Below are 26,274 nucleotides of genomic sequence, written 5' to 3'. Positions count from 1 at the left end.
ACGCTATCTTAACAACCAGTTTTCGGCCTTTTCTGAATTGTCAAAATATTTTACTTGAAAACTACACGCATTATACTCCTCCATCGTCTGCTCAATAGAAAGTTGTGCAACCATCTCTTGGCTGATAATAATGGCATATTTGCGAAGGCCTGCTTGTATGAATCGAGGAAATATCTTTTCATTCACCCATTCCTGTAACCGCGGAACGATGATAAAATGAAAATTCGTCGTATCATCATATACTTTTTCAATCCGATGCAGTTCTGCCATTTGTGCAATTTTCTCCACTTCCGACCGAAAATCGTTTTCCGACATGTTGGCCGTCTGTGCGAACCAATGCTTGCGAAGCAGCTTCAGCGATTCATCTATTTGAATCTGCTGAAATATGCTGATGTAACTCTTCATTTTTTACAGGATTCCATGTTAAAACCGATAGTAAGTTAATCACATATCGGCAATTTTATCGCCTGTTTCAGTAATTTTTTTTACCAATCCGTATCCTGTAAATTCTTGTTTGATTTTTCATTTGCCGTATATCTGTTTCGGGAAAACATCGGAAATGATGTGCAATTGATACAAAACTTACAGAGACAGCAGTATTTTCTCCGAAAAACATCTAACTTAATCCACCCAAACAACCGAATCAGGATATGAAAAAATGGCTTAAAATCACGGCCGGCATTATCGTATTATTGCTGATTGCATTTTTTGTGCTGCGCACATGGACAAAGTCGTACAGTCCTGAGGCACAGGAAAAAATCGTTAAAAACGGTTTCAGCGCCGAAGTAACTTATTGCAGACCATCCAAAAAAGGACGCGTTATTTTTGGCGAAGTAGTGCCCTACGGCAAAGTGTGGCGCACAGGTGCTAATGAAGCTACCGTCATCCAACTTGGACAGGATACAGACATAGCCGGCTCCATACTGCCCAAAGGCAATTATTCGCTGTGGACTATCCCCGACCGCCAAGAGTGGACAATTATTTTCAACAGAGAAACCGGCCAATGGGGTACTAATTACAACGCCGAGGAGGATATTTTGAAAGTAAAAGTACCTGCCTCGCGCTCCGATGAGCCTGTGGAAATGTTTACTATTTCTTTCAAGTCATCGGGTAATGAGGTGCAAATGCTGCTTTCGTGGGAGAATACCACAGTTGCCGTACCGATGAAAAAAGCTCCTTAATCAGTATGCAGCGAAGAAAATTTATACAATTAACAGCGATTGGCAACGCCGCCCTTTGCTGCATGCCTGCTAATGCCTTTGCCTCTAAGCCGTTAGTGCTCAAAAAAAGCCTGAAATACAGCATGATAACCGGTGGCGAGAGCATTGCCGAAAAGTTTATCACAGCCAAACAAGCCGGTTTTGACGGTGTAGAACCCGATAGCCGCATGAACTGGCAGGAAGTAGCCCGTGCCGCACGCGAAAGCAACATGGCTGTACCCGGGCTGGTTTGCTGGGAACACTGGCGCTCGCCCCTTTCGCACCCTGAACAGTCGGTGCGCGACAAGTGCTTAGATGCCATGCGCGAGGCATTGGAAGCCTGCCCGCAATTGGGCGCTACTACCGTATTGTTGGTGTCTGCCGTGGTTAATGCGCAGGTATCTTACGAAGAAGCCTACAAGCGCTCGCAGGAAGAAATCCGCAAACTCGTGCCACTTGCCGAGCGACTCAAAGTCAGTATTGCTATAGAAAATGTGTGGAATAATTTTTTACTGAGTCCGCTGGAAGCTGCCCGATATATTGACGAAATCAATTCGCCGTATGTAGGCTGGTACTTTGACGTGGGTAATATCGTACGCTACGGCTGGCCGGAGCAATGGATTAGGATTTTAGGCAAGCGCATTCTGAAAATAGACGTAAAGGAGTACAGTCGCAAAATGGCCGAAGAACAAGGCATCTGGAAAGGATTTGAAGCCGAATTGATGACAGGCGATTGCAACTGGGCTGCTGTGAAAACGGCTCTTGCCGAAATAAATTACAAAGGAGGCTGGATGAGTGCCGAGGTAAAGGGAGGCGACCTCAATCGGCTGACAGAAATTGCCAAAAAATTAGACGAAATCAATCGGTTGTAGCAGCAAACAGGCGAAAACTGCGCCTATGCAGCGGTGTAATGCCATGCGAAGCAATGGCCTCGTAGTGCATTTTTGTCGGATAACCGGCATTCTGTTGCCACCCGTAGTGCGGATATTGCTCTGCGTATTCCTGCATCAAATGGTCGCGATGGGTTTTGGCTATTACCGATGCGGCAGCAATGGAGTAGTACAACCCGTCGCCTTTGACAATGCAGTGATAGGGAACAGCCAGATGAGTTGAAAAAAACTTACCGTCTATCAACAGCAGTTCCGGCACAGGTGAAAGCATTTCTATTGCCCGGTTCATGGCAAGAATAGAGGCCTGCAAAATATTGATGCGGTCTATTTCTTCGGGGGTAGCGTTTCCGATACCGATTGCAAGTGCATCGCGCTCAATTTCCATTTGCAACTTTTCACGTTGCCTGTAATTGAGTTTTTTAGAATCGTTCAGCAGCGGGTGTGTGTAGTCTTTGGGTAAAATAACAGCCGCAGCCACCACAGGCCCTGCCAAACAACCTCTTCCCGCCTCATCCACACCTGCCTCTATCAAAACATCTGTGTAAGACGGTATCAGCATCAGGCAAAAACAATCAAAATGGCATTTTTTTCTACACGGTCGCCTTTTTGCACTTTCACAGACTTAACCGTAGCATCGGCAGGTGCTTTCAGCACATTCTCCATTTTCATGGCTTCCAAAATCAATAAAGTATCGCCTTTTTTTACCTGCTGTCCTTCACTTACGCTCACTCCCAGAATCAGGCCGGGCATAGGTGCTTTCAAATCATTGATTTTATGACCGGCAGCATTGCCCATACCCATTTTTTCAAGCAATAAATCGAATCGGTCTTTGGCCGCCAAATGGTAGATTCTGTTGTTGATACGGAACGTAAAAGACTTTGCCTGATAATCGGCCTTCACCACTTCGGCGTTAAAGGTCTGATTATCAAGCAATATATGATAGCGACCGGGTGCTATTTGCAATACGTCCCAGTGCAGTGGCTGCTCATTAACCACCGGAAACTCACCGTTGTTTTCTACCTGATAGGCATTGCCTTTTTCAACCTGAATACGATACATAGTTGGACTAATTCGCTGATTGGCGCAATTTAGCGGAAAATAACGTGTATCGGATATGTTGTATTTGAAAATATTGCTGGCAAGCCTTTGTATATCACTTGCTGTTCCGGCCATCGCGCAGGACATGGAGCGAGTACGCCAAAACATCCGCTTGCTTTGTTCCCCCGAAATGGCAGGCAGAGGCTACACCATGGATGGCGATAAAAAAGCCGCTCAACTGATTGCAAAAGCCTTCCGCGAAGCAGGCTTACAACCCTTCGGCAGCGATTATTACCAATCATTCTCCCTGACTGCCAATACTTTCCCTCAAAAGATGGTCTTAATCATTGACGGAAAATCCCTTATAGTTGGTAAAGATTTTATACCAAATCCTGTGTCAGGCAAAGGAAAAGGCAGCGCAAAATTGATATATTTGGATACATTATTAGCTAAAGGCGATTCGGCAGTTGTCAGAAATGCCATGCAAACCAACTATCAAGGGAAGGGAATCGTTTTTCGCATGTCGGACTACTCCCTGATGCTGGAGCGCTGCCCCGAACTTATCCCGCAATTGAATAAAGCAAAAGTATGGATAGGCACTTCTCCTACCCTAACGGCGCACATCAGCGGTCAGGCTTTACAACCTCCGTTTCTGTTGGCTAAGCCAGAAGCCATTGGCAAATCTGCCCAAAAAATCAAATTCCGAATGGACAGCCAACTGAAAACCAATTATATCACGCAAAACGTAATTGGATATATCAAAGGCACTGAAACCCCTGAACGCTTTGTGGTATTTACTGCCCATTATGACCATCTGGGCACCATTGGCACGCAGGCTTATATTCCGGGGGCTAACGACAACGCAGCAGGCGTAGCCATGTTGATTGAACTTGCACATCATTTCGGCAAAAATCCGCCTCCTTTTTCGGTTTGTTTCATGGCATTTTCAGGAGAAGAACTGGGGCTACTGGGTTCACTGCACTACGCCGCCAACCCGCTGTTCCCGCTTTCGCAGATTAACTTTCTGTGGAATCTGGATTTGATAGGCACAGGCAAAGACGGCGCAACCGTGGTTAATGCCACCATCCACACACGTGAATTTGAAAAACTCAGAACCATTAACGAAAGTTTACAGGCGTTACCTAAAATCATTCCGCGAGCGCCCGCTGCTAATTCAGACCATTACCCATTCAGCATAAAAGGCGTTCCTACATTTTTTATTTACCTGATGGATAAAAACTACCCGCATTATCACAATATTGATGACAAAGCAGAAAACTTACCGCTGAGCGGTTTTGGCGGTTTGTTCAATCTGCTGATAAAAATGACGGAAAAATAGGGGTTTATATGTTCAGTCGGCTTTTTTCACGACGTGCCATTTCTTCTTGTGTGGCCTGCAATTCTTCCAGATTTTGGCGCATCTCTTCCTCCTGTGCACGCAGATTTTCCGCCAACATCTGACTTTCAATCAACATACGACGCATTTTTTCATTGTTTTGCGCATTGATGATGAAGCCTGCCAGAATCTCGGCGATGCGCTCTACAAATCCCTGTTGCTTTTCTGTGAGAACTTGCAAAGAAGCGATTTCAATAACGCCTACCACATTGTCGTTCTGTTTGATGGGGACAATCATCAAGCAAGACGGTGGCGTACTACCCAAACCCGAAGCAATGGAAAAATAGTCAGGCGGCAGGTTATCTATACGCAGTGAGCGTTTTTCTATATAAACTTGTCCCGTGAGATTATCACCCGATACAATGGTGTCTTGCTTGAATTTATGGCGACCGTAAGCAAAGGTTGCAACCAACGACAAACGGGCTTGCTCCATCAACTCATCGTGTTCGGCGAGATATAAACATCCCTGCTGTGCGTTAAGAAAATTCACTAATTCAGAAAGTGTTTGCCGACACAGCACATTCAAATCGGTGCCTGCATTGCGTATCAGGTCAGAAAAATTAGCCAAGGCCTCACTCATCATCCGCCGTTCGGCTTCGTGCTCGGCACTTGCTTTGAGTGCATCGCGCATGGTCAGCAAGGCATTGCCCAATTTATCATCTTTGCTGAGTGGCTCAAAATGTGTGTCATAGTGCTGCTGCCCGATGTCGGTAGCAAATAAGGTAGCTCTCTCCAAACCTTCAATGGCTTTGTTAAGAGATTGGGTAAGTTCGCCCACTTCGTCTCTGCGCGAGGTATCTTCCAACTTCTGAAAGTTGCCTCGGCTCATCTCGTTGAGCGAATAAAGAATATTTTTTACAGGCCTCAACAATCGGTTTACAAAGTTGTATGAAATAGCAACATTGACCACTACAAGCAAACCAAAAACCAAAGCAATAAACTGGATAATTTGCGACAATAGCTGGTCGAGCATTTCCGACTTGGAAACGACTATCACAAGAAAAATCTGATAGGGCTCTATAAAGTAATAGAAGTGTATTTTATCCACTTTTGACTGCTTGCTCACCAACTCCTGATGACCTTTCTTCGTAGCACGCATCTTGCTAAAAAAGACCTCATAATCAGGGTCTGATGCGGCATTCTGCATCAAAAATTCTTTATTCGGGTGAAAAATGATGGTCCCCTCATTGTTAATAATGTAGGGGTAGCCGGTAGAGTAATACTTTTTGGTTTGCAGCAATTGATACAGCCCGCTAAAGTCTGTAACAACTTCCAATTTCAGAAAACCGTAATCGGTAAGCCCCAGACGGCAAGGTATGTAGCGCACCATTACCACGTCTAAACTGTCAAATCGGACAGTTTCTTTAATCTGTGTATCGGCTTCGTAAGTAAAGGGGGCTTGGTTATTTGGTATGAAAATATATTTGTCAAAATTCAAGCCGGCAACCTCATTGGTAATGTTGATATACCCGCCATCTACTTTCTGAAATGCCTGTAAGCGCATCCGCTGGCCAACCACTAATTTATATAATTCGCGCAGCTGATAAGGACGAAACGTTATCTCAACCTTGTTATTGTCTAATATGTTGCTTGCACTTACGGAAACATCATAATCCAAAGACTGACTATTAACTTTTAAAAAATTAAAAGCGGCTTCTTGTATCCTTGCCAGCCGCTTGACTTGTTCCTGATGGTGAATCATGAACATATGATGCAGGTCTTCTACCTGACTCTCTAAACGGTCTTCGTTGCTTGTCAAAATAATTTGACGTTGATACACATAGAAACCGACAGCCGTAATTATAAGAAAACCAGCTAACACTGAAGATACCACAAGGGCAACTTTCTGTGCAAATGAGAGCCTGTCCAGAAAATTCATGTGTAAGTACGGATTATTACTCTGTTATCAAACATCCTGCATCACCTACCTTTAATTACGTAAAGTTAGGCAGATTTACATGAATAAAAAAAAGTGCCTCAGAAACAATTCTGAGGCACTTGGCAGAGGGAGAGGGATTCGAACCCCCGGTAGGTTGCCCTACAACGGTTTTCAAGACCGCCGCTTTCGACCGCTCAGCCATCCCTCTGTGCGAATCGTGGTGCAAAGTTGCAAAGCCACATTCAAACTTGCAATACTTCAACGCAAGATTTTTTTAATAAAAATGCAATATGCTGATTGTCAGATAAAAAATAATTCATTCCGACAAATTCTTCCAAATCTGCCTGAGATGTTTAAATTTGTAGCCATTATAAACCTATCAAATACTGACAAACCGGATTATGGGAAAAATCAAAGTCGCCATTAACGGATTCGGGCGTATTGGCCGCCTGACTTTCAAGCGTTTGCTGGAAAAATCAAACGTAGAAGTTGTAGCAATCAATGACCTGACCGATGCTGCTACACTGGCTCATCTGTTAAAATATGACTCTATTCACGGCAAATTTAACGGCACGGTGGCCGTAGCCGACGGCGCCATTGTTGTTAATGGCCATTCTATCAAGATTCTGGCTGAAAAAGACCCCGCCAATTTACCTTGGGCTGCTCATAATATTGATGTGGTGCTGGAATCAACCGGTCGTTTTGTGGACAGCGCAGGTGCAGGCAAACACCTGACTGCCGGAGCAAAGCGCGTGGTTATCTCTGCCCCTGCCAAAGGAGACGATATCAAAACCGTCGTGCTGGGCGTAAATGATGACAAACTTACCGCAGACGACAAAATTATCTCCAATGCATCTTGTACAACCAACTGCCTTGCACCAATGGCAAAGGTTTTGGACGATAATTTTGGTATTGAAAAAGGCTACATGACCACTGTTCACGCCTATACACAAGACCAAAATCTGCAAGACGGCCCACACAAAGACTTGCGCCGCGCTCGTGCAGCTGCTGTGTCTATTGTGCCAACTTCCACAGGTGCCGCAAAAGCCGTGGGTTTGGTACTGCCTCACCTGAAAGGCAAATTAGACGGTTCGGCCATGCGCGTGCCTGTTCCTGATGGCTCTCTTACCGACTTGACCGTTATCCTCAAAAAAGAAGCTACTGCCAAAGAAATCAATGAGGCAATGAAAGCCGCCGCTAACGGCCCATTGAAAGGCATTTTGGAATTCTGCGAAGAACCTATTGTCTCAGCAGATATCATCGGTAATCCGCACTCTTGTATTTTTGATGCGGAACTGACCTCTGCCAATGGCACATTAGTGAAAGTGGTAGGCTGGTATGACAATGAAGCGGGTTACTCTGCACGTACTGCTGACCTGATTTCAAGACTTGGATAATTGCAATAACAGCGTTTCGTGCGGCCATGTGCGAGCGCCAAACTCTTCCTTCCATCGGGCAAGTCCTTCATTGAGGGCTTGCCCTTTGTTATAGGTAGAAATCCCAAAACTGAAATAGCGGTGAGTGGTCTTGAAATGTTGCAGTAACTCGCTGAATAACAAGTCTAATGCTGACAGTTCTTTCCCCGTGGCATTAGCCGCAATGTACTGCGCGTGCACTGCATTGTCAGCAAGGAACAATACTGTGCCTCCCACAAGTTCACAACCCTGATATACGCCATAAAATTGGATATTATCGGGAAATCGGCTCATTAGCAATTGTATTTCGGCGAGCTGATGTACGGGCAAAACTCCATGCCGCTTTTGCAAATTAGGTGTGAGTATCTGTTCCCAAAAAACAGGTACATCAGCAACATCACTTCTGATTTGCAAGTGATGTTGCTTTGCCTTGGCTATGTGCCGCTTTTTGCCTGTTGAAAATTGCAGGGAAGCGGTCAATTCTGCCACTGCTCCCATGTCTGTTTGTATTTGTGCAGCTTGCCAATACCAACGTAACCAAAACACGTCTTCAAAAGCAGGCAGGCGATGATAGAAAGACGGTAAAACCTTGTATATCAACTGTTTATATCCTTGCTGTAAAAGGAATGAGATAATAGAGTGCCAGCACTCCCCTACTCTTGCTACGGTTGCCTGCCCATCCAGCAATAAACCGCCGTAACTAAGCCCGCGATGAGAAACCAAGGTACTGCCCTCACAATTAGCCGGCAGCAAAGCAAACAGTTTACGCCGATAGAAAATCATTAAGGAAGCATCGGTAAAGCGGTCGGCGTGATAGTCCATGTAGCTACGCCGGTGCATAAAGGTTGCGTTCTTACACCGGGCAACTTGACTGTCCCACAAGTGGATATCTTGTGAGGTATAGAAACGCACTTCCCAACTCACACGCTATCAATGAAAGTGCGTTCCGCACGATTGAACATGGCTACTCCCACCAAAAACACCAGTACCGAAACACCAAGGCTAATGAATATGCTGACTGCCGAAGGATTGCCTACCCCTAAAAGACCACTTCGTCCAAGTTCCATGATAGGAATCAATGGGTTAAATAAGGCATATTTCTTAATTGATTCCGGCAAGGCGGACAAAGGATATACTACCGCAGAACCGTACATCAGCAATGAGAGGCCATAGCCGACGAACAGGTTTAAATCGCGATACTTGGTTGTGAGTGCCGCTACAATTGCTCCCAGCCCCATGCCCGACAATGCCAAGCACAGCATAGCTATCGGGAAGAACACCAGCATACTTATATCCACACTTACTTGTTCGCCGCGCCAAATGTACCAGCCCAAGCTCAACAGGTAAAAAATAAACAGAATCCCAAACTGCAACAATGCAGAGATAGCCCCAGACACAGGAACTGCCAAACGAGGGAAGTACACCTTGCTAAAAATGCCCGCATTCCCTAAAAAAGTATTTTGAGCAGCATTGAAACAGCGCGTGAAATAGCTCCACATCATCATGCTGGTGAATTGGAACAGAAACGGCGGAACACCTTCCATCGGAATCTGTGCAATAGCACCAAACACGATTGTATTGATGATGGTACTGGCAAACGGGTTGATAAAATGCCACATGGGGCCAAGCAAGGTTTGCTTGTAGGCGGCCACAAAATCGCGCCAAACGAAGATGCGCACCAAGTCGCGATAGCGATACAACTCACCTAATTTTAAGTCCCACCAAGGGGTTTCAGGGCGGATAATTTCCGTCCATTGTTCCTGATTATCAGTTGGTTGCTCCATATTTGATTATCTAACCAAACTTGACAGACATTGTAAACCTGCCAAACCTGAAGTATTGACTATCGCTAAGTAAGCAGTTTAAATTGAACTTATCTCAATCCGCTCACAGGGTCTAACGACCGCTGTTAGGGATTCACGAAAGCCTGTTAGCGGTCGCAAGACCCTAACAATGGTTAAATGCTCACTCGCTTAACTTAATAATTTGCACAGCATGTTAATTGCAGCCGTAAAGGTAGCCAAACAAACATAAACCTTATACACAGCCCGAACTATCGGCTGCTCTGAAACAGTTGGTAAAAAGACTCTAACACGTTGCTCCGAATACTTAAATCGGAAAGGCGATTGTTGTTGCGCGTAGGATATACCCGATTGGAAAGGAATACATACAACAAGCCGTTGTTCGGGTCTGCCCAAGTAAAGGTACCTGTAAAACCGGAGTGCCCGAAACTCTGTTCGGAAACGGATGGAGCTGTATTATTACCACGCAACTTGTCAAAACCGATGCCCCGCGGGTTGGCTTTGGCAGGGTCTTTACCATTGCAGGAGTGGCAGCGCGTAAAATACTCAACTACTTCGGGCTTGATATATTGCCTGCCGGCATAGAAGCCTTTGTTCAGGTACATTTGCATGAGTTTGGCAAGGTCTGCCGCGTTGCCGAATAAACCCGCATGACCGGAAACTCCTCCCATCATAGCAGCGCCTTCATCGTGAACAGTTCCGTGCAGCAATTGCTTGCGAAAGACTGTATCCAATTCGGTCGGAACGATGTTGCGCAGCGCAATGCCTTTGTATAACGGGTTGAAAGTCAGCGTTGATGCCCCCAAAGGCCTATAAAAATTGGCATCCAGAAAATCATCAAAGTCTTTCCCTGAAAGACGCCGTACCATACGCGGGTAATAGTAGTAAGAGAGGTCACTGTACACGTATTCGCCGCGTTTGCCCAATGGTGAATCCCTGATTTGCAGCAATATGCTGTCCACATAGTTGTGGTTGATGTAAAGTTTATCGGCAACTTTCAATGAGTAGGTGCGGGTAGAATCTTTGTTGAAAACTGTGGCACGCAATGTACCATCGGGCTGGCGGGTATTTTGCCAAAACGGAATCCATGCTTTTAAACCTGCCTGATGGGTCAAAATCTCTTTCAACGTCAGATTTTTTTTATTGGTCTTAGCCCACGACCTCTCGTAACGCGAAAAAGGCTTTTCAATATCTATTTTCTTGGCTTCGTACAATTTCATCAATGCAGCTACCGAAGTGCTTATTTTGGTGATGGAGGCGAGGTCGTACACATGGTTTTTCTGCACGGGCAACAAAGAGTCAAAAGTCTGATAACCAAAGGCTTTGTAGTAAAAAACTTTCCCGTTTTTAGCTGCCAGCACTACGCAGCCCGGTGTGGCCTGCTTTTCTACTGCCAGCCGTGCAATGGAATCCGTCGGGCGCAATTGCAGGCGGGAAAGACCAAGTTCTTCAGGCCAAGTAAATTTCATTCGGCCTAATGCCTGCGTTGGCACACCTGTATCTTTGTCAAAAATCGGGGGCAGATGAAAAGGCAATTTTCCCTGAAAACCAATCGCTCCGAAAATAGCCTGTGCCATCAGCTCCTGCGAATCTTGCGTATCATCGTAGGTGAGCGTAACTGCCTCTATGCGGTCTAAACGGTCTATCTGCAAAAGCTGAATCGGGCTGCCAAATACGGCCAGCACCACTTTGGTTTTACGGTCTAACTGATTGATAAGATAGGCAACCTCCGACTCTATGGTGCGCGAATCCTGCAACAGGTCGGGTTTGCCGTGCAAGCCAATAATAACCACGTTGAAAGGCTTCATCTTTGCCAGCAACTCATCGGCGGCTTGGCGTGTCAGGTTGCGGCGTGCCGAAAATAACTTTACGGGTGCATAAAGTTGCAAAGTGTTGCCAAAGTCGGATAGCATAGGGCCATCGCTGACAGAGATTGCAGCAAAACTAAAATCTTCCAAGTCTTTGAAAGGCAACAGGTTATCCTTGTTTTGAAGTAATGTAAGTGCTTTTTCTGCTGCTTGTCGTTGCTCCCATGCAGCCTGCCAGATGAAATGTTCCAAACTGTCGGCACGGTTGCGCAAAACTTGCGCCGGAACAGGTTGCTGCAATACGACAGCCACACTTACGGTGATAAAAAAATAAACAAACTTCATAAGCAAAAATAGTGAGACAGGGCTACATTTCATCAACCTTGGTTACTGTACCCTTGAAATTGCCGTTGGTAAAGAAAATGGTGTAGTAATAAACCCCTGAGGGAAATCCCTTGCCGTCCCATTCAAAATCTTTTTGGTTGCTTTGAAAAACCAACCTACCCCAGCGATTATAAATTTCAATTTTCAGAAACTCATTTTGACAATTTTCAGGCGGCCAGTTCGGAATTCGGAACGTATCGTTAATGCCGTCTCCGTTTGGCGTGAATACGTTGGCAGGCTGAAAATTGCGCAGGTCAAACTCGGCCGTGTATCGCATTTGCACCAGAATCGTATCGGTTCGGCTCAAACCGCAGTCGCTTTTGTCGCGCACTGCAAAGCGGATGTCAAACTCGCGGCGGCGATTGAGCATATTGCAATCGGGAAGCCACGTAAACGGTACTTCCAATGGTGCGATGCCCTCCCTGTTTTGAAAACTCATACCAAAATCGGTTAGTGCAAATCCCTGAGATTCAGCAGAAACGGTGATAACATCGCGGTCGGCATCATCACCGCGAACGGTAAATGCGATGGGCTGCCCGGGCTGAATATTGATGAGATATCGGCGGGTTTGCGGCACTTGCGTTAAACTCGCACCAATTACCGGCGGATTAGGATTCGGCACAGGCAGCAGGCGCAGCGTAATGCGAATGGTATCGGCACGGTTCAAGTTGCAAAGCCTACGGTCGGAAGCTATGAAAGTCAGTTGAAACTCTCTCGGCTGGTTGTTGGTCAGCAGGCTGCACAGCGGTTGCCACGCAAAATTGCTTTGCACGGTTCCTCGCCCTGTGATAGGGTTTGGCGTAAGCGACATGCCCGTTTCAGCCAAAGTAAAGCCAACGGGCGTACCTGTGAGCGTAATTGTATCGTTGTCGGCATCGGTAGCACGGAAAGTAAGACGCACCTGCTCGCCTGCACGGATTTCGCGGAAATAGCTTTTTGCGGCAGTCTGTGTCAAATCGGTTGGCGTAATGACGGGGGCGCGGTTGTTTTGCTGTCGGTACAGCAGCACCAAACGCACACGAATGGTATCAACAGCAAAAGGCTGGCAATCTCTGAAATCTCTCGCAAGGAAGTCAATTTCAAAAGTTCGGCTGAATACGCCTCTTGCCAAATCGGGCAACAGGCTGCAGTCCGGATTCCATGTGAGCGCTGACCGCAATACAGGTCTTCCGCTATGGTCGGCGAATCGCATTCCCACATCTGCCAAATTAAAACCTCGCGGCAAAGCGCGAAGCAACAGGCTGTCGCGGTCGGCATCATCGGCTAAAATATTGGCCGTGTAGGGTCTTCCAAGTTCTACCGTATCAACGTAGAATTTAGCAAATCCTGCCCGAAGCGGTAATTCAGCAGCGGCCACAGGTCGTCTGTTAGGTGTAGTATTGGGCAAAATGCGCAACCGCACACGTGCCGTATCAAATTTAGGACGGCCACATTCGTCAAAATCGTTGATGAGAAAGTTTATAAAGAAATCTTGTGCACGGGTACTGTCGGCCAACAGCGAACAGTTGGTAGGCCAGCGGAAGTTGCCTGTAACAGGTGCTCTGCCGCGCACATCGGGGAATACCATGCCCAATGCCTGCGGATTGAGGTTAATCCCCTGTAAACGCAAGAGTACGCTATCGCGTTCATTATCTGTTCCCTGTACCGTGAAATTAAATGCACGACCTACAACGACAGAGTCAAAATAAGTGCGTGTGCGGGCATCAAAAGGTAAATTCGGACGCACCGCAGGGCGCAAATTCGGACGGGTTTTTACAAACAACCGCACCCGCACCACCGAATCGGAAGTAGCAGGCGGGCATATCTGAAAGTCCTGAACACGGAACTCAAAATCAAAGGCGCGACTACTGCCCGGCGGCAAATCTCCTACCGCATCACAAGGCGGTGTCCATTGGAAAGTACCGTTTAAAGGCGGCAAACCTGCCAGTGTAGGGAATTGGGCACGCACGGCTGCCATATCAAAACCTATCCCGCGGGCACTCAGGCGAATGCTGTCGCGGTCGGCATCCGTTCCCCTGACAGGGAAGCTAATCGGGCTGCCAACAAATGCAGTATCATAAAACACCCGCGTTACAGGGTCAAAGCGCAGACTGCCAATGGTTGGCACCGGTTTTTGATTAGGTATCTGCTTGTTTTTCAGAATGATACGAACAGTAGTCTGTACACTCCGCGGCGACTGACAACGCGGCTGGTCGGTTGTAGTAAAGCGAAGGACATACTCGCGCTGCGCCTCATTGGGTGCGAGCAAATCGCATCGGGGTGTCCATTGAAAAGTATTTCGCAACGGCGGTGTTCCGCTCAATGCGCCGTTCAATGTCATGCCAAGGGCAGCAGGATTAAAACCGATGCCTTCCATCAGTTGGCGCAGGGTGTTATTTTCACGGTCGGTTGCCGTCAGGTTGAAACTCAGGCTTTGCCCTATTTCCAACTCAACGGTGTATTCCCTCCGCACGCTATCGTAGCGGGCAATATCTGCCACTAACTGAGGCGGTGTATTGGGCGCAACTTCTACCAACACATTCACCCGCACGGTGTCCGACTGCGGCAAGGGACAACTGTTATCGGTTACAATCAAGTCAAAAGTATAAGGCAACGGCCTGCCATTGCCATCAAAACGCTGCGGACATTCCGGCACGCAAAACTGCTGCCGAACCGTTCCGCCGTTGGGTAACGTTACGCGCCCGGGGAAGGTAAAACCGGCGGCGTCGGTAAAATTAACAGGTACTGCACTGACAGTAAGGACGGTATTAGGGTCTTGGTCGGAAAGTACCAAAGTGCCGCATCGGTTGGTATCATCTGCCCTGAAGCGAATAGTGTCGCGGGCGGTCAGAAAAGTACCCGGGCGGTTCGGATTGTCCACCTCTGCTACCGGCGGACGACTGCGGGGGCAATTCAACACGTACAACTGATACTCCCGCACCGTTTCACCGATTTTTACACCGTTTCTGAATTCGGAAATGGCAATGGCAAATACGTACAGCCCTGCTGCCTGAGATGTAACGGATAGCACACCCGTATTGCTTATTTGCAGCGGTGGACTGCCCGGAATCATGTTATTTACTCCTATGCCTGGTACAAATCGCACATTGGGATAAGGCCCCGGATTGGGAGGGTTAGGAGCAGGATTTGCCTGTGTGCTCGTGCCGTTAATAGGGGTGCGCAGTTCATACACCAAGCGGTCGCCGTCAGGGTCGGTTGCGCCGTAGTTAAAAGTAAATCGCTGCCCCGCACAGGCATAGTCGCTGACAGGCAGCGTCAGGTTAGGCGATGAGTTGATAAAGCGCACCCCGTTGCGAATCAGCGGCGGAAATTCCATGTAAAACGTCTGCCCTGCTGCCCCGGGCGCCATGATGTTGTCAATCACATTGTTGCGGCAACAGCGCTCCCAGCTCAGATAATAGCCGGCTTCTTCGGTGTAAATATTCGGATTAAGCACTACCGTCGCAATGTACGTAATGCGCCGCGTTACAATTTGCCCAACTGCACAAGCAGGCACTGTATAGTTCACAGGGCGCTCCTCTACCAGCGGTAACTCAAATACCTGAATCAACCGATTGGCAGCTTTGGAAAATGCCCCTATACGCACCGAAGGACGGTCAATGGCAGCGGGGTTGCCGTTTACTGCATCAAAGTAAACGTTCAGCGTGAGGCGGTACGAATTGCCTCCGACATGCGTCATCTGAATTTCGCCCCCGACAATGTGTGTAGCCCATGCTGAGGTAGCCATCAAACCAATGGTTAGTGCAAACAAGCAGCAAAGGCGATAGAAGTTTATTTGTTTCATGTATTCAGCATCTTTCTACTAAATTAAGCGAATAATGGCAAATCATTTATTTTTGCCTATGCCAAAACTCAAAATCCATACTACACAAGTAAGTCATCCGTTGCATTTTATCAGGCAAATACTGCAAATTATCGGGTTTACCGTATTGTCGGCACTTACTTTTTTGCTGTTCGGCTGTGGTGAAGGGCAACCCAATGCCGTATTGGAGTTGTATGTGCTCAACGGCTTTGGCGACGGCGTACCCAATGCCCAAGTTGCCATTTACCGAACCCGCGAAGATTGGCTCAATGAAACCAACCCCGTAAAACCACCCAAACAAACAGCCGATAACGGCGTGGTGCGTTTTGTGGGGCTTGAAGCGGGCGAATATTATATCAACGCAGTAAGCGACAGCCTCAACAACTGGGAGGGAAAATTTCGCACAACTGTCAAATCTATTGGCTCTTTTTATGTCAATACAGAATTTACGGTTATCAGCAAAAATAACAGCGGATTGCTGGCAGGCGCAGGAGGCAAGCGATGGCGGATTGTAGATGTTACACTCAACGGGCAACCTTTCCCGGGAGGCATTGCTCCCTGTGTACGCGACAACTTCAATATTTTTTTCAAAGCCAATAAGTTTGTCCGCGACGAAGGGCCTACCAAATGCGCAGCCTCCGACCCGCAGACGCTGGAAGGCACTTGGCGTTTTAACAGCACCGGCACCGACCTTATTTTTGATTACGGCAATGAAATTGAGGTCTGGAAAATTATAGACATCAGCAAAGACCTGTTGCGGTTTCAGCTTACCTTCGGTGCGGCGGTAGTAGTAGTCAGCCTACGGCCTGTACAATAATTTTTTGCCGCACATGCAACTTTTTTACTATTTTTGCGGTCTTGTAAACAGAGCGTTCATTCTTTTATTGGGGTTGACTGGTTTTGACAGCATGAGTGTTTGCGAGTAAGCATGTCGGGAGTTGGAGGTATTTCCCGTAAATAAAACCTGCCGAAAAGATAACTGGCGAGACTAACTACGCCCTGGCTGCTTAATCCGGAGGATTAAGCGCCTGTGTTCCGGGTAGCCCACGTGCTGCCGGCTACCAATCGGGACATCACCATGCAGCGCTGGCTTGTGCGATGTTGTTAAGCGCAAGCGAGATTCTAGCAACTAAGGTTGGGTTTCGGCGAGTTTCCCGCCCGGCCCTTCCCGACAACCAAAGGAAACTAAGCATGTAGAAAGCTCGACAAAGCCGTGTTCTGGACGCGGGTTCGAATCCCGCCAACTCCACTAAAAAGCCTGATAACAAATTGATTGTCAGGCTTTTTTTATTGTAAGCAATGGAGCTATTGCAAGCACATTACACACATACGCAGATGAGACGCGGTTTTTCAACGATTTTTTTGAAACCGGAATTCCGAAATGCCGCTTTATTTTGCTGCCTGCTTAACTGAAATACTTTTGACCATCGCATGAGCTACTCCAGAGTCGTCATCAAAATTGGTTCTAATGTGCTGGCTACTCCCGAAGGCAAGCCTGATGAAGTACATATCGCCCACTTGGTGGAGCAAATTGCAGCCCTGCGCAATAAGGGCATAGAAGTACTGCTCGTTTCCTCCGGTGCGGTTGCCTCCGCCCGCGGGCGCGTGCATCTGGCCTCCGATATTGACCAAGTTACAAGGCGGCAGGTTTTGGCAGCAGTCGGACAAATTCAACTCCTGCAACTCTACAATCGCTTGTTTGAAGAGAAAGGCATCACCGTTGCACAGGTGCTTGTAACCAAAGACGATTTCCGCGACCGCAATCATTATCTCAATATCCGCAATTGCTTCACGGGGTTGCTGCAACATCAAATCATACCCATTATCAATGAAAACGACGTAGTTTCGATAACAGAACTTATGTTTACCGACAATGACGAACTGGCAGGGCTGGTTGCTTCCATGATGGATGCGGACACGCTATTGATTCTCAGCAATGTAGACGGTATTTACACGGGACACCCACAGCATCCGGACAGCCATTTAATCAGCGAAATAACGCCTGAAATGAACCTAACCCGCTATATCAGCACCGAAAAATCAGGTTTCGGACGCGGCGGGATGCTCACCAAAAGCAACATGTCGCGAAAGGTGGCACAGTTGGGTATTGGTGTTCGTATTATCAACGGCAAGCGACAGCACATCCTCACCGATTTATTGTTAGAAAACAAACAGACAGGCACTTATTTCAAGCCGCTGCGAAAGGCCTCGAACATCAAGAAACGCATTGCCCACAGCCGCGATTTTGCCAAAGGTAAGGTATTTCTCAATCAGGGAGCCGTAGAAGCCGTCAGTTCAGACCGCGCTGCCAGCTTGTTACCTGTTGGCATTACGCACATCACAGGAGATTTTCAAAAAGGAGATTTGGTACAAATTTACAATCCTGAAAATCAGCTCATCGGAATAGGAATTGCTCAATACGGCGCAGATAAATTACAAGAACGCATAGGCAAAACAGGACAAAAGCCCTTCATCCACTACGATTACCTGTTTATTGAGTAAGGCTTACTCCTTAATAAGCCGTATGTGTCGCGTCAGTTCGCTGCACTGCACATACACGAAATAACCGCCCGAAGCAAGGTTTTGCATCGGAATTTCAATGCTGCCGTTACGGGTTTGAACTCTACCCTCCCAAACAATGCGTCCTAAATGGTCAGCAAGCGTTACCGTTACCAATTGCGATTTTGATAAATCAAAACCGACGACAGTCTTTGTTTTTGCCGGATTGGGGAATAAAACAACTTTGGGCTCATGAATGGCGGGTTCTTGCGGCAAGGAAACCGTACCCTCAACAGTAATGGCACGAGTAAGGGTCTGTTCGCAGTTGTACTCATCACGAACGGTTAGGGTTACGTTGAACGTACCCGCACGCTCGTAAACCGTTTTAACTTCGCGTCCGCTCGCCGCTTTGCCATTGCCCAGATTCCAAATCCACGAGACAGCCGCATTGCTTTCTGCCGTTAGCCGCACGGTATCACCCGCAGTAAGTACGATGCCTCCTGTACCTGTTGCCGAAAAACGGGCATGAAGGGTGCTTACTCGCAAGGTCAGCGTCAGCGGCAAACTTTCCCGTACAGAGTCGGCATTGGTAATGTAGATGGTTTGAGGCGCTGTCAATTTGCCCAAATTCCAAGAAGCACCTTCTGCCACATGCTGTCCTGTGGGTGGCGGCGTAGTATAGAATCGGAACTTCGTACCATTGGACGGCGCAATTATCACCGTTTCATCCGGGCAAAATATGCGCTCCGCTACCACAGGTACGGCACCTTGCCCAACCACTCGAATTCTTTTCTCGATGGATGACACACAACCCAACCGGTTCTTGATACTCAAACGAACGCGGTACTCTCCCGTGCGTGCGTAGCGATGGGCAGGGTCTTGTACAGTAGAACTTGTTCCATCGCCAAACTCCCACAGCCACTCCGTAGCTCCCAAACTACGGTCATAAAAAAGTGTAGGCGGCGTATCGGGGCCTAAACCAACCACCTCCGGTACTTCAAAGTCGGCAATGGCTTCTATGGCTACAATCTGCAACTGCCGTGCATCACTTTCAACAATTGAATCAACCGAAGTAACCCAAAGTTGTAAGTTGCGGTCGGCTAACAATTTGTAGAAAGCACCTGTATGAACCGGTCGGGTATCGGACAGATTCAAATAAAAATTAAATCTCGAACCGCCTGACGGTCTGATGGTTACAGAATCCCCTTTGCAAACTTCCACATCTCTCACCGTAGGAACGGGGGCTTTGCGACCTACCCGAAACGTTCGCTCGGTGCTATCCTTGCAACCGAAAGCGTTCGTAACTACCAGTTTTACCGTGAACACCCCCTGCCGATTGTACATGTATGAGGGGCTACGGTCGGTAACTTTGGGCGAACCATCGCCAAAGTCCCACTCCCATCGCGTAATCGGAACGTCGCTCACGCTGCGGTCGGTAAAAGTAACACGGTCGTAAATCACGGTATCAAAACGCGGCGCATAGTCAAAATTAGCCCGCAAACGGATGCGACTGATTTCAACTTCGGCAGGGAGGCTCTCTAAGGCAGAATCTATGCTGGTTATCAATACTTTACGCACCGCATTGTTGGTCAGCAGGTAACTTCTGCCCGTAGCGGCAGGCCTTGCCGAAAGGCTGTCGTGATAAAAATTGAAATTGCGCGCATTCAGCGTAGAAGGCGCTATCAATAGCGGGCTGTTTTCACAGGCATAGAGAATAAACGGTACCTGAGGACGATTTCCTTTGGCCAAACGAACAACTTTGACGGTTTTAGTAAATACTGCCTGACAACCTTTGTCATCGGTTATTGTCAGTCGGATGCGATAGTCCCCCGGATTTTGGATCTGCACCATCGGATTTTTTACAGTTTGCACGGGTAGCCCGCCGCCAAACTCCCAGTGCCATGCAATGGCGTTGATACTTTCATCGAAGAGATACAACTTATTGGAGTCTGCAATGTTCAGGGAATCAATGGAGCGGAAACGCGCTACTGCTGAATGGATTTTGACAGTGTAGGGCACCAATGCGCTTTCTATCGGCTGGTCATAGCCGCTGACAAAAAATGTTTTGCCTTCATCGCCCATTGTCAGCGGTAAATAAGCACCTTCTCTGATGGGAGTTTGCAAGTTGTCCGGTGTATAAAAACGGAAGCGGCTGCCATTGCCCGGAACAAAACGAACCGTATCGCCACCGCAAAGGTAGTCGGGCATTATCGGCGGCTGACTGCGTGCCGTAGCAGGATTTACTTGTAAAGCACCCTGATTAACAGCATTTTGCAAGTCATTCAAACTACTGCCCACAGCTATTACAAAGGAAACTCGCCTTTTTTCACCTGCCTCCAAACGGGAGATAATGGCAGTAACAACATGTGCCACGTCAGCGCCTTCTGCTCGGTGCATACCTGCTTGTGCCCGTACCACTCCCGTAGAAAGGCTTGTAAACTTTTCAGCGATGCTGAAGCCATCCGCAAAGTTGAACTGATTGGCAACACCAGCCTCTTTATCTATCGCATAATAACCGTTTACTTCGCTCATGGACTTAATGCCCGCCCAAAGGCCGCCGTTTTTATACACATAGCCGAAACCGTTAGCAGCATCCCATCCGGCACTGTTATTCAAATCGTCAATATCCCAGTCGGCATAAATGCCCACCCGTAGGCTGTCAAAGCGTGCCGTTGAGTTGTTGGTAATGTCGTAATGCACAATGATATACTGCTGATGGGGCGTATTGATTCTGCCGCTGATTGTTTGTTCTACATTGATATTCAGGCGATTAAAATTATTGATTGCATCGGTAAACGAAGCATAAGCTACTGTTTGCTGCAATCCTCTTTCCAATATCCTCGGATGCTTGATAGGCGTAAAGTCTGAAGAGCGTTGCCCGGGGCTGATATATACGCTATTAGAAACAACCGTAGGCGAAAGACCGACCATTAACCCCATTTCAGCCAGTATCCGACGGTTATCAAAACGAAGCCCGATACCGGAAAGATATTGACTGTCGGTCATTCCGATACGCCCGTTGGCAGCAGCAGAAAGGCTGATGCGATTAAAATTGAAAGTCATGGGACTGGTTGAGGTCGTAATGGCAAACATTTGCCAATCCGAATAATCCCCGTCTGTGTAATTCAGTCGGAAATGAATTACCTCGCCTGGAGGCGTATCGGGTGCGATGTACACCGAAAAAGGTTGTTGCCGATTGCTAACGGAATCCAGCGTAGATAATTGACCAATCGTAAAACTTCCCTGCAACACCCGCGCGTAGCGCGAACTTGTTGTAAGCGTCACCCTTGCATTGACAAGCGGGCGGAGCATATTGCGAAACACTGCCGATATTTGAGCGGTGTCATCGTTGGCCACCTGCCCAATAACACCCCTTGCCGAGCATTCAATCCGGTTAGCAACTATTGCCGCAGCAGTAGCCTCATTTTGCAAAGCGCGCAGCACATTCAGCCGACCTCTACCCAATTTGTTAATAAAAGGTGCATTTTCGGGCAGTGCATACACGTCATCAGCCGTTACTCGCAGCAGAGCCGCTACCTGCACTGCTTTTAATCGCGGAAATTTAGAACGAATCAAACCTGCCGCACCGGCAACAAAGGGCGCAGCAAATGACGAGCCCGACAGCGAAGATGTATAATCGGGGCCGGTGAAAGTGCTCCAAATATCTACACCGGGAGCCATCAGAGCCACGTGGTTGCCGAAAATCCCGTTGCTTGCGCGCCTGTCCTGCCTGTCGGAGGCTGCAACCGCCAGCACATTTTCATACGCAGCAGGGTAAAAGGACACCTCGGCACCGCCAGCTACCGACCAGTTTCCGGCAGCCGCCACCACAAGTACATCCTTTTGATGTGTAATGTAATTGATAATATCCTGCTCCCAGCGCAAAAACGTGGTGGCCTGACCAATGGAAATGTTGATGATTTTTGCACCGTTTTCTGCTGCATACAAAATCGCCTGATATAACCCGACGGGATTCAGCGAACCGACACGCGTAACTTTCAGCGGCATGATGCGGCAATTATACCCCACACCGGCAAAACCTGTATTGTTGTCGGGAACAGCAGCCGCAACACCTGCAACAGCCGTGCCGTGAAAATTATTGTAAATGTTGGTGTTCTCTGCAAAATCTACCCCCAAACTGTCGTCCACAAATCCGTTGCGGTCATCGTCTATACCCGGCCTGCCAAAGCGTTCGCGGTTGTTGTAATAGAAATTCCTGCGCAAGTCGGGATGGTCGGTACGCACGCCTGAATCCACTATGGCTATCACGGTACTTGTATCGCCTTTGCTGATTTCCCATGCCTCAAAAACACGTGCCAGCCGATACCCGTACATGCGCCCCGGAAACAGTACTTCATTAAAAAACGGGTCATTGGGCGTAAAAGACTCATTGCCAAAGGTTTCGTAATGCAGTGGTATAGGCTCTGCATAGGCGACTTGCGGTTCTGCCTGCAATAATGGCAAGGCTTTTTCGGCAGAGACACCCGCCTTTAAATGCACTTCATACAAATATGCTACTTCGTAATTACCAAACGTCATGCGATTGGCAGCAGGATGTATTTGCCTAACAGACTGAATACCAAGTTTTGCACTAACAGCAGGTGGCAGAGGTTGAGCAAAAGAGAATGATGCAGATGGTTTGAATTTAACGATAAGCCTGTCTTGTGCAAACAAAGCACTCGCTTCGCTTAGCGTCTGTAACTGACGAGCGACTCCCTCTCCACAATACCAAAGGAAAAGCAAATAAAGTATAAGTCTTTTCAAGGGCGAGCTGCTTTAAACGTTACTTGTGCGATAAACTTCCGCTACCGACCAGTCAGGTTATCCACTAATTTAGAGAAAATACGTGAATATTGTGGTTATGTTTCGCAATTTCACCCAAAATTCACCTGTGGCAGATGTAGCAGTCATTGGCGGCGGCGCTGCCGGCTTCTTTGCTGCCATTCACGCTGCAAAACTGTTGCCCGATAAGCGCGTTTTGCTGATGGAAAAGGCGAATAAATTACTCATGAAGGTAAAAATATCGGGCGGCGGCAGATGTAATGTTACGCACGCTTGTTTTAACGTAAGCGAAATGAGTAAAAATTATCCCAGAGGGGAGAAAATCATGAAAAAATTATTGCCACGCTTCATGACAACCGATACGGTGCAATGGTTTGAATCGCGTGGAGTAGCCATAAAAGCAGAGGCAGACGGCAGAATGTTTCCTACGACCGATGATTCTCAAAGCATCATTAACGCATTGATGCAGGAAGCACATCGCAATAACGTGCACATTGAGAACCAATGCGAAGTAACGGAAATAGAACCCATTGATAGCCAAGGATTTAATTTGCATATTAAAGGTACTGCACAGCCTGTTTTCTGTCGCAAACTGATTGTGGCAAGCGGGGGCAGCCCCAAGGAAAGCGGCCTTGAATGGCTCAAAAAATTAGGGCACACCATTGAGCCGCCCGTGCCCTCACTCTTCACATTTAATATGCCCGATGAAAGCATTACCGAACTGCAAGGCATCTCCGTTCCTCGCGCCATGGTCAAGATTATTGACAGTAAATTTTCTTACGAAGGTGCACTGCTCATCACACACTGGGGCATGAGCGGCCCTGCCATTCTGAAACTTTCGGCATGGGGCGCCAGATGGATTGCAGAAAAAAATTACCGATTTTCTATCATGGTACGATGGGCTGCCAACCACGAAGAAGACGAACTCCGCAGCCAACTCCTGCAATATAAACAGGAACACGGCCAGCGCCTCATCGGCAACCGCAACCCTGTAAACCTGCCCGCCCGACTTTGGGAATATCTGGTTGCTAAAATCGGTTTGCCAACCGATAAAAAATGGCAAGATGTCGGAAAAACAGACATCAATCGCTTAATAAATATTTTACGCAACGACACCTATCAGGTATCGGGAAAAACTACCTACAAAGAGGAATTTGTTACCTGTGGCGGCATATCACTGAATGATATTGACTGGTCGGATATGCAAAGTAAAAAAGTACCCAACTTGTATTTTGCAGGAGAAGTACTTGATATTGACGGCATTACGGGTGGCTTTAATTTTCAAGCGGCATGGACAACCGGCTACGTTGCGGGTACTTCTGCCGCACGCTCCCTGACAACTCATTTATCGTAAACATTGTATGAAACAGTTCGCTAACTTTTTTTGCTGCGCTTGGCTGCTCATAACGCTTCTTGTTGCAGGCTGTCAATCCGATTCTCAACAAGCGGCAGAAACATCTGCAACAACAAAATCAGCCAACACCGTTAAATACTCTAAATTTTTCAGCATAGAACCGCAAAAAGATTATACAATTCTGACCGTTACTCCTTTTGAAGGCAATGAATTGCGTTACGCCCTCTATCCCAAAACATTGCCCAAACCAACCATACCCGACAACTGCCAACCGATAGCCGTTCCGATTGAAAGTGCGGCCTTATACGGCACTACCTATGCGCATCTGTTTGAACTTATTGATTGTCAAAATATTATCAAGGGTTTTGCAGGCACTTCCTATCTGTACAGCCAATCGTTGCGGCAGGCCGTTGCAGCGGGAAGTATCACCGAGTTGGGTTCGGGCAACCAACCGAATGTGGAATTGCTGAACCAACTCAAACCCGATATTGTCATGATGTATGCAGGTGCCAATGATATGGACAAACTCTCATTGTTACAGCGCGCCGATATAAAAGTTATCATTAATGCCGATTTTTTAGAAAACACCCCATTAGGCAGAGCAGAGTGGATTAAAGTAGTCGGCTTACTTTGCAACAGAAGCAATAAATCGGATAGTATTTTTAATCAAGTTGAGCAAAATTATCAGCAACTCAAACTAAAAGTTAATCAAATTGCACAGAAGCCTACCGTATTTGCCAATGTTCCCTACGGCAATACGTGGTATATGCCGGGCGGCAACAGTTTTATGGCTCATCTGCTGAAAGATGCCGGGGCAGATTACCTATGGCAAGAGGAAGCACAAACAGGCAGCCTGCCGTTGAGCTTGGAAACAGCATTTTCCCGCATTCAAACCGCCGACTATTGGATTAACCCCGGCAGTATGGAATCGCTCGATATGATTCGGAAAACCGACACGCGGTTTGGACTGCTAAAGGCCGTACAAACAGGCAAAGTTTTCAACAACAACAAAAGGCAACTGTCGGGCGGTGGCAACGACTATTGGGAATCGGGTAGTGCAAGACCCGACCTTGTGCTGGCTGATTTAATTGCCATTTTTCATCCTGAAATTGCACCAGACCATTCATTTATTTACTTTCAGCGACTACAATAGGACATGAAAATCATCCTCCGCATCATCGGAACATTGGTTGCATGCTACCTTCTGCTCATGGCAGTTGTCTATTTCGGGCAGTCTTATGCGATATTTCACCCTGTACAATTAGCGAAAAATTACCAATTCCGGTTTGATGCTGCCTTTGATGAATATACACTGTTTACCCCTGATGGAGAACAGCTCAATTTGCTGTATTTCAAGAGCCCACAGCAACCGTCAAAAGGTCTTGTGCTATACTTCCACGGCAATGCGGACAATCTGCAACGCTGGGGAAAGTACAATAAAATTTTTCTTGGGTCGGGATATGACTTCATGGTTTGGGATTACAGGAGCTACGGCAAAAGTACAGGCAAACCGACAGCAGATAATATGCGCAGCGATACTGATTTAGTTTATCAGTTTGCCAACAAAAAATACAATAGTAGCCAAATTATTATTTACGGCCGCTCGTTGGGCACAGGTTTGGCTACGTATGCCGCTGCCCGCCACGATGTGGCACGCCTGATTTTGGAAACACCTTATTACAGTTTGGAAGATGTAGCAAAAACCTATGCGCCTATTTTGCCCTATGGCAGCCTGCTCCGCTATGAGTTCCCGACTTATCGCTTACTGCCTGAGGTAAAGTGTCCCGTTACTATTTTCCACGGTACGGCCGATGAACTGCTGCCCTTTGTCTCCACCGTCAAACTGCAAAATCTGCTCAAAAAAGGTGATGAATTTATCGTCATAGAAGGCGGTAAGCACCATAACTTGGGTGATTATGAGCAATACCGCAGTCATTTGCGGGCTATCCTGCGCTGATTGTGCGTTCCAACCGATAAAGCGACAACAGAAAAGGCCTTGCACCGCAGTACAAGACCCCTTCCTAAT

Annotated in this window: 18 protein-coding genes, 1 tRNA gene and 1 other RNA gene; 10 read left to right on the top strand and 10 right to left on the bottom strand. The window is 47.3% G+C overall.

The annotated features are described in order from the left end of the window. Positions 1-3: 3 nt before the first annotated feature. Positions 4-405 (bottom strand): hypothetical protein, encoded by a 402-nt coding sequence (locus NDK19_RS02490; RefSeq protein ID WP_250630257.1) that lies wholly within the window; start codon positions 403-405, stop codon positions 4-6. 245 nt (positions 406-650) lie between these two features. Between NDK19_RS02490 and NDK19_RS02485 the strand changes: the two genes are divergently transcribed. Then, positions 651-1,181 (top strand): DUF2911 domain-containing protein, encoded by a 531-nt coding sequence (locus NDK19_RS02485; RefSeq protein WP_250630256.1) that lies wholly within the window; start codon positions 651-653, stop codon positions 1,179-1,181. Positions 1,182-1,243: 62 nt separating this feature from the next. Next, entirely contained in the window at positions 1,244-2,071 is an 828-nt protein-coding gene (locus tag NDK19_RS02480; protein ID WP_250630255.1) for a sugar phosphate isomerase/epimerase family protein, read from the top strand. On the opposite strand, the gene NDK19_RS02475 is transcribed toward NDK19_RS02480, so the two are convergent. Together NDK19_RS02475 and NDK19_RS02470 are read right to left on the bottom strand one after the other, a co-directional pair. Next, positions 2,058-2,648, bottom strand: coding sequence for a ribonuclease HII (locus tag NDK19_RS02475; protein WP_250630254.1), 591 nt, complete (start codon positions 2,646-2,648; stop codon positions 2,058-2,060). The genes NDK19_RS02480 and NDK19_RS02475 overlap by 14 nt on opposite strands. Then, positions 2,648-3,148, bottom strand: coding sequence for an acetyl-CoA carboxylase biotin carboxyl carrier protein subunit (locus tag NDK19_RS02470; protein WP_250630253.1), 501 nt, complete (start codon positions 3,146-3,148; stop codon positions 2,648-2,650). Before NDK19_RS02470 ends, NDK19_RS02475 begins: the two co-directional genes overlap by 1 nt. A 55-nt stretch (positions 3,149-3,203) precedes the next feature. Here NDK19_RS02470 and NDK19_RS02465 point away from each other — a divergent pair, with 55 nt between their 5' ends. Further along, complete coding sequence (locus tag NDK19_RS02465; protein WP_250630252.1) at positions 3,204-4,466, top strand: M28 family metallopeptidase; 1,263 nt, start codon at positions 3,204-3,206, stop codon at positions 4,464-4,466. 4 nt (positions 4,467-4,470) lie between these two features. On the opposite strand, the gene NDK19_RS02460 is transcribed toward NDK19_RS02465, so the two are convergent. Further along, a complete protein-coding gene (locus NDK19_RS02460) occupies positions 4,471-6,402 on the bottom strand; it encodes a GAF domain-containing protein (RefSeq protein WP_250630251.1) in 1,932 nt (643 codons plus the stop codon). A 120-nt stretch (positions 6,403-6,522) separates the two neighbouring features. Continuing rightward, positions 6,523-6,610, bottom strand: a tRNA-Ser gene (locus NDK19_RS02455). A gap of 193 nt (positions 6,611-6,803) precedes the next feature. Here NDK19_RS02455 and gap point away from each other — a divergent pair. Next, a complete protein-coding gene (gene gap, locus NDK19_RS02450; protein WP_250630250.1) occupies positions 6,804-7,799 on the top strand; it encodes a type I glyceraldehyde-3-phosphate dehydrogenase in 996 nt (331 codons plus the stop codon). On the opposite strand, the gene NDK19_RS02445 is transcribed toward gap, so the two are convergent. From NDK19_RS02445 to NDK19_RS02430, 4 genes are all read right to left on the bottom strand, one after another. Further along, positions 7,785-8,657: a GNAT family N-acetyltransferase gene (locus tag NDK19_RS02445; protein ID WP_250630249.1), complete on the bottom strand. Its 873-nt coding sequence runs from the start codon at positions 8,655-8,657 to the stop codon at positions 7,785-7,787. The two genes, gap and NDK19_RS02445, sit on opposite strands and share 15 nt — an antisense overlap. 80 nt (positions 8,658-8,737) lie before the next feature. After that, positions 8,738-9,601 carry an ABC transporter permease gene (locus tag NDK19_RS02440; protein WP_250630248.1) on the bottom strand — a complete coding sequence of 288 codons (864 nt, stop codon included), beginning with the start codon at positions 9,599-9,601 and terminating at the stop codon, positions 8,738-8,740. Between the two features lie 269 nt (positions 9,602-9,870). Beyond that, a complete protein-coding gene (locus NDK19_RS02435) occupies positions 9,871-11,772 on the bottom strand; it encodes a serine hydrolase domain-containing protein (RefSeq protein ID WP_250630247.1) in 1,902 nt (633 codons plus the stop codon). Between the two features lie 22 nt (positions 11,773-11,794). Continuing rightward, the gene (locus NDK19_RS02430) at positions 11,795-15,595 is read right to left on the bottom strand and encodes a gliding motility-associated C-terminal domain-containing protein (RefSeq protein ID WP_250630246.1); all 3,801 of its coding nucleotides are present in this window, start codon (positions 15,593-15,595) and stop codon (positions 11,795-11,797) included. A gap of 58 nt (positions 15,596-15,653) precedes the next feature. Here NDK19_RS02430 and NDK19_RS02425 point away from each other — a divergent pair, with 58 nt between their 5' ends. From NDK19_RS02425 to proB, 3 genes are all read left to right on the top strand, one after another. Next, positions 15,654-16,430 (top strand): hypothetical protein, encoded by a 777-nt coding sequence (locus tag NDK19_RS02425; RefSeq protein WP_250630245.1) that lies wholly within the window; start codon positions 15,654-15,656, stop codon positions 16,428-16,430. 69 nt (positions 16,431-16,499) lie between these two features. Further along, positions 16,500-16,865: a transfer-messenger RNA gene (gene ssrA / locus NDK19_RS02420) on the top strand. A gap of 179 nt (positions 16,866-17,044) precedes the next feature. Next, on the top strand, positions 17,045-18,115 hold the full coding sequence (gene proB / locus NDK19_RS02415) for a glutamate 5-kinase (protein WP_250630244.1): 1,071 nt from the start codon (positions 17,045-17,047) through the stop codon (positions 18,113-18,115). Positions 18,116-18,118: 3 nt separating this feature from the next. Here the strand turns inward: proB and NDK19_RS02410 are convergent, their stop codons facing one another. Next, entirely contained in the window at positions 18,119-22,876 is a 4,758-nt protein-coding gene (locus NDK19_RS02410; protein ID WP_250630243.1) for a PKD domain-containing protein, read from the bottom strand. A gap of 127 nt (positions 22,877-23,003) precedes the next feature. On the opposite strand from NDK19_RS02410, the gene NDK19_RS02405 reads away from it, so the two are divergent. Genes NDK19_RS02405 through NDK19_RS02395 form a run of 3 tightly spaced genes read left to right on the top strand, consistent with a single transcriptional unit; the run spans position 23,004 to position 26,205 of the window. After that, positions 23,004-24,248 (top strand): BaiN/RdsA family NAD(P)/FAD-dependent oxidoreductase, encoded by a 1,245-nt coding sequence (locus NDK19_RS02405; RefSeq protein WP_250630242.1) that lies wholly within the window; start codon positions 23,004-23,006, stop codon positions 24,246-24,248. 7 nt (positions 24,249-24,255) lie between these two features. Continuing rightward, entirely contained in the window at positions 24,256-25,401 is a 1,146-nt protein-coding gene (locus NDK19_RS02400) for an ABC transporter substrate-binding protein (protein ID WP_250630241.1), read from the top strand. 3 nt (positions 25,402-25,404) lie between these two features. Then, positions 25,405-26,205, top strand: a complete 801-nt coding sequence (locus NDK19_RS02395) for an alpha/beta hydrolase (protein WP_250630240.1) — start codon at positions 25,405-25,407, stop codon at positions 26,203-26,205. Positions 26,206-26,274: the final 69 nt, after the last annotated feature.

The organism is Rhodoflexus caldus (assembly GCF_021206925.1).
In the GTDB taxonomy this organism is placed as follows: Bacteria; Bacteroidota; Bacteroidia; order Cytophagales; family Thermoflexibacteraceae; genus Rhodoflexus; species Rhodoflexus caldus.
This window is presented reverse-complemented; position numbering and strand designations above follow the sequence as displayed.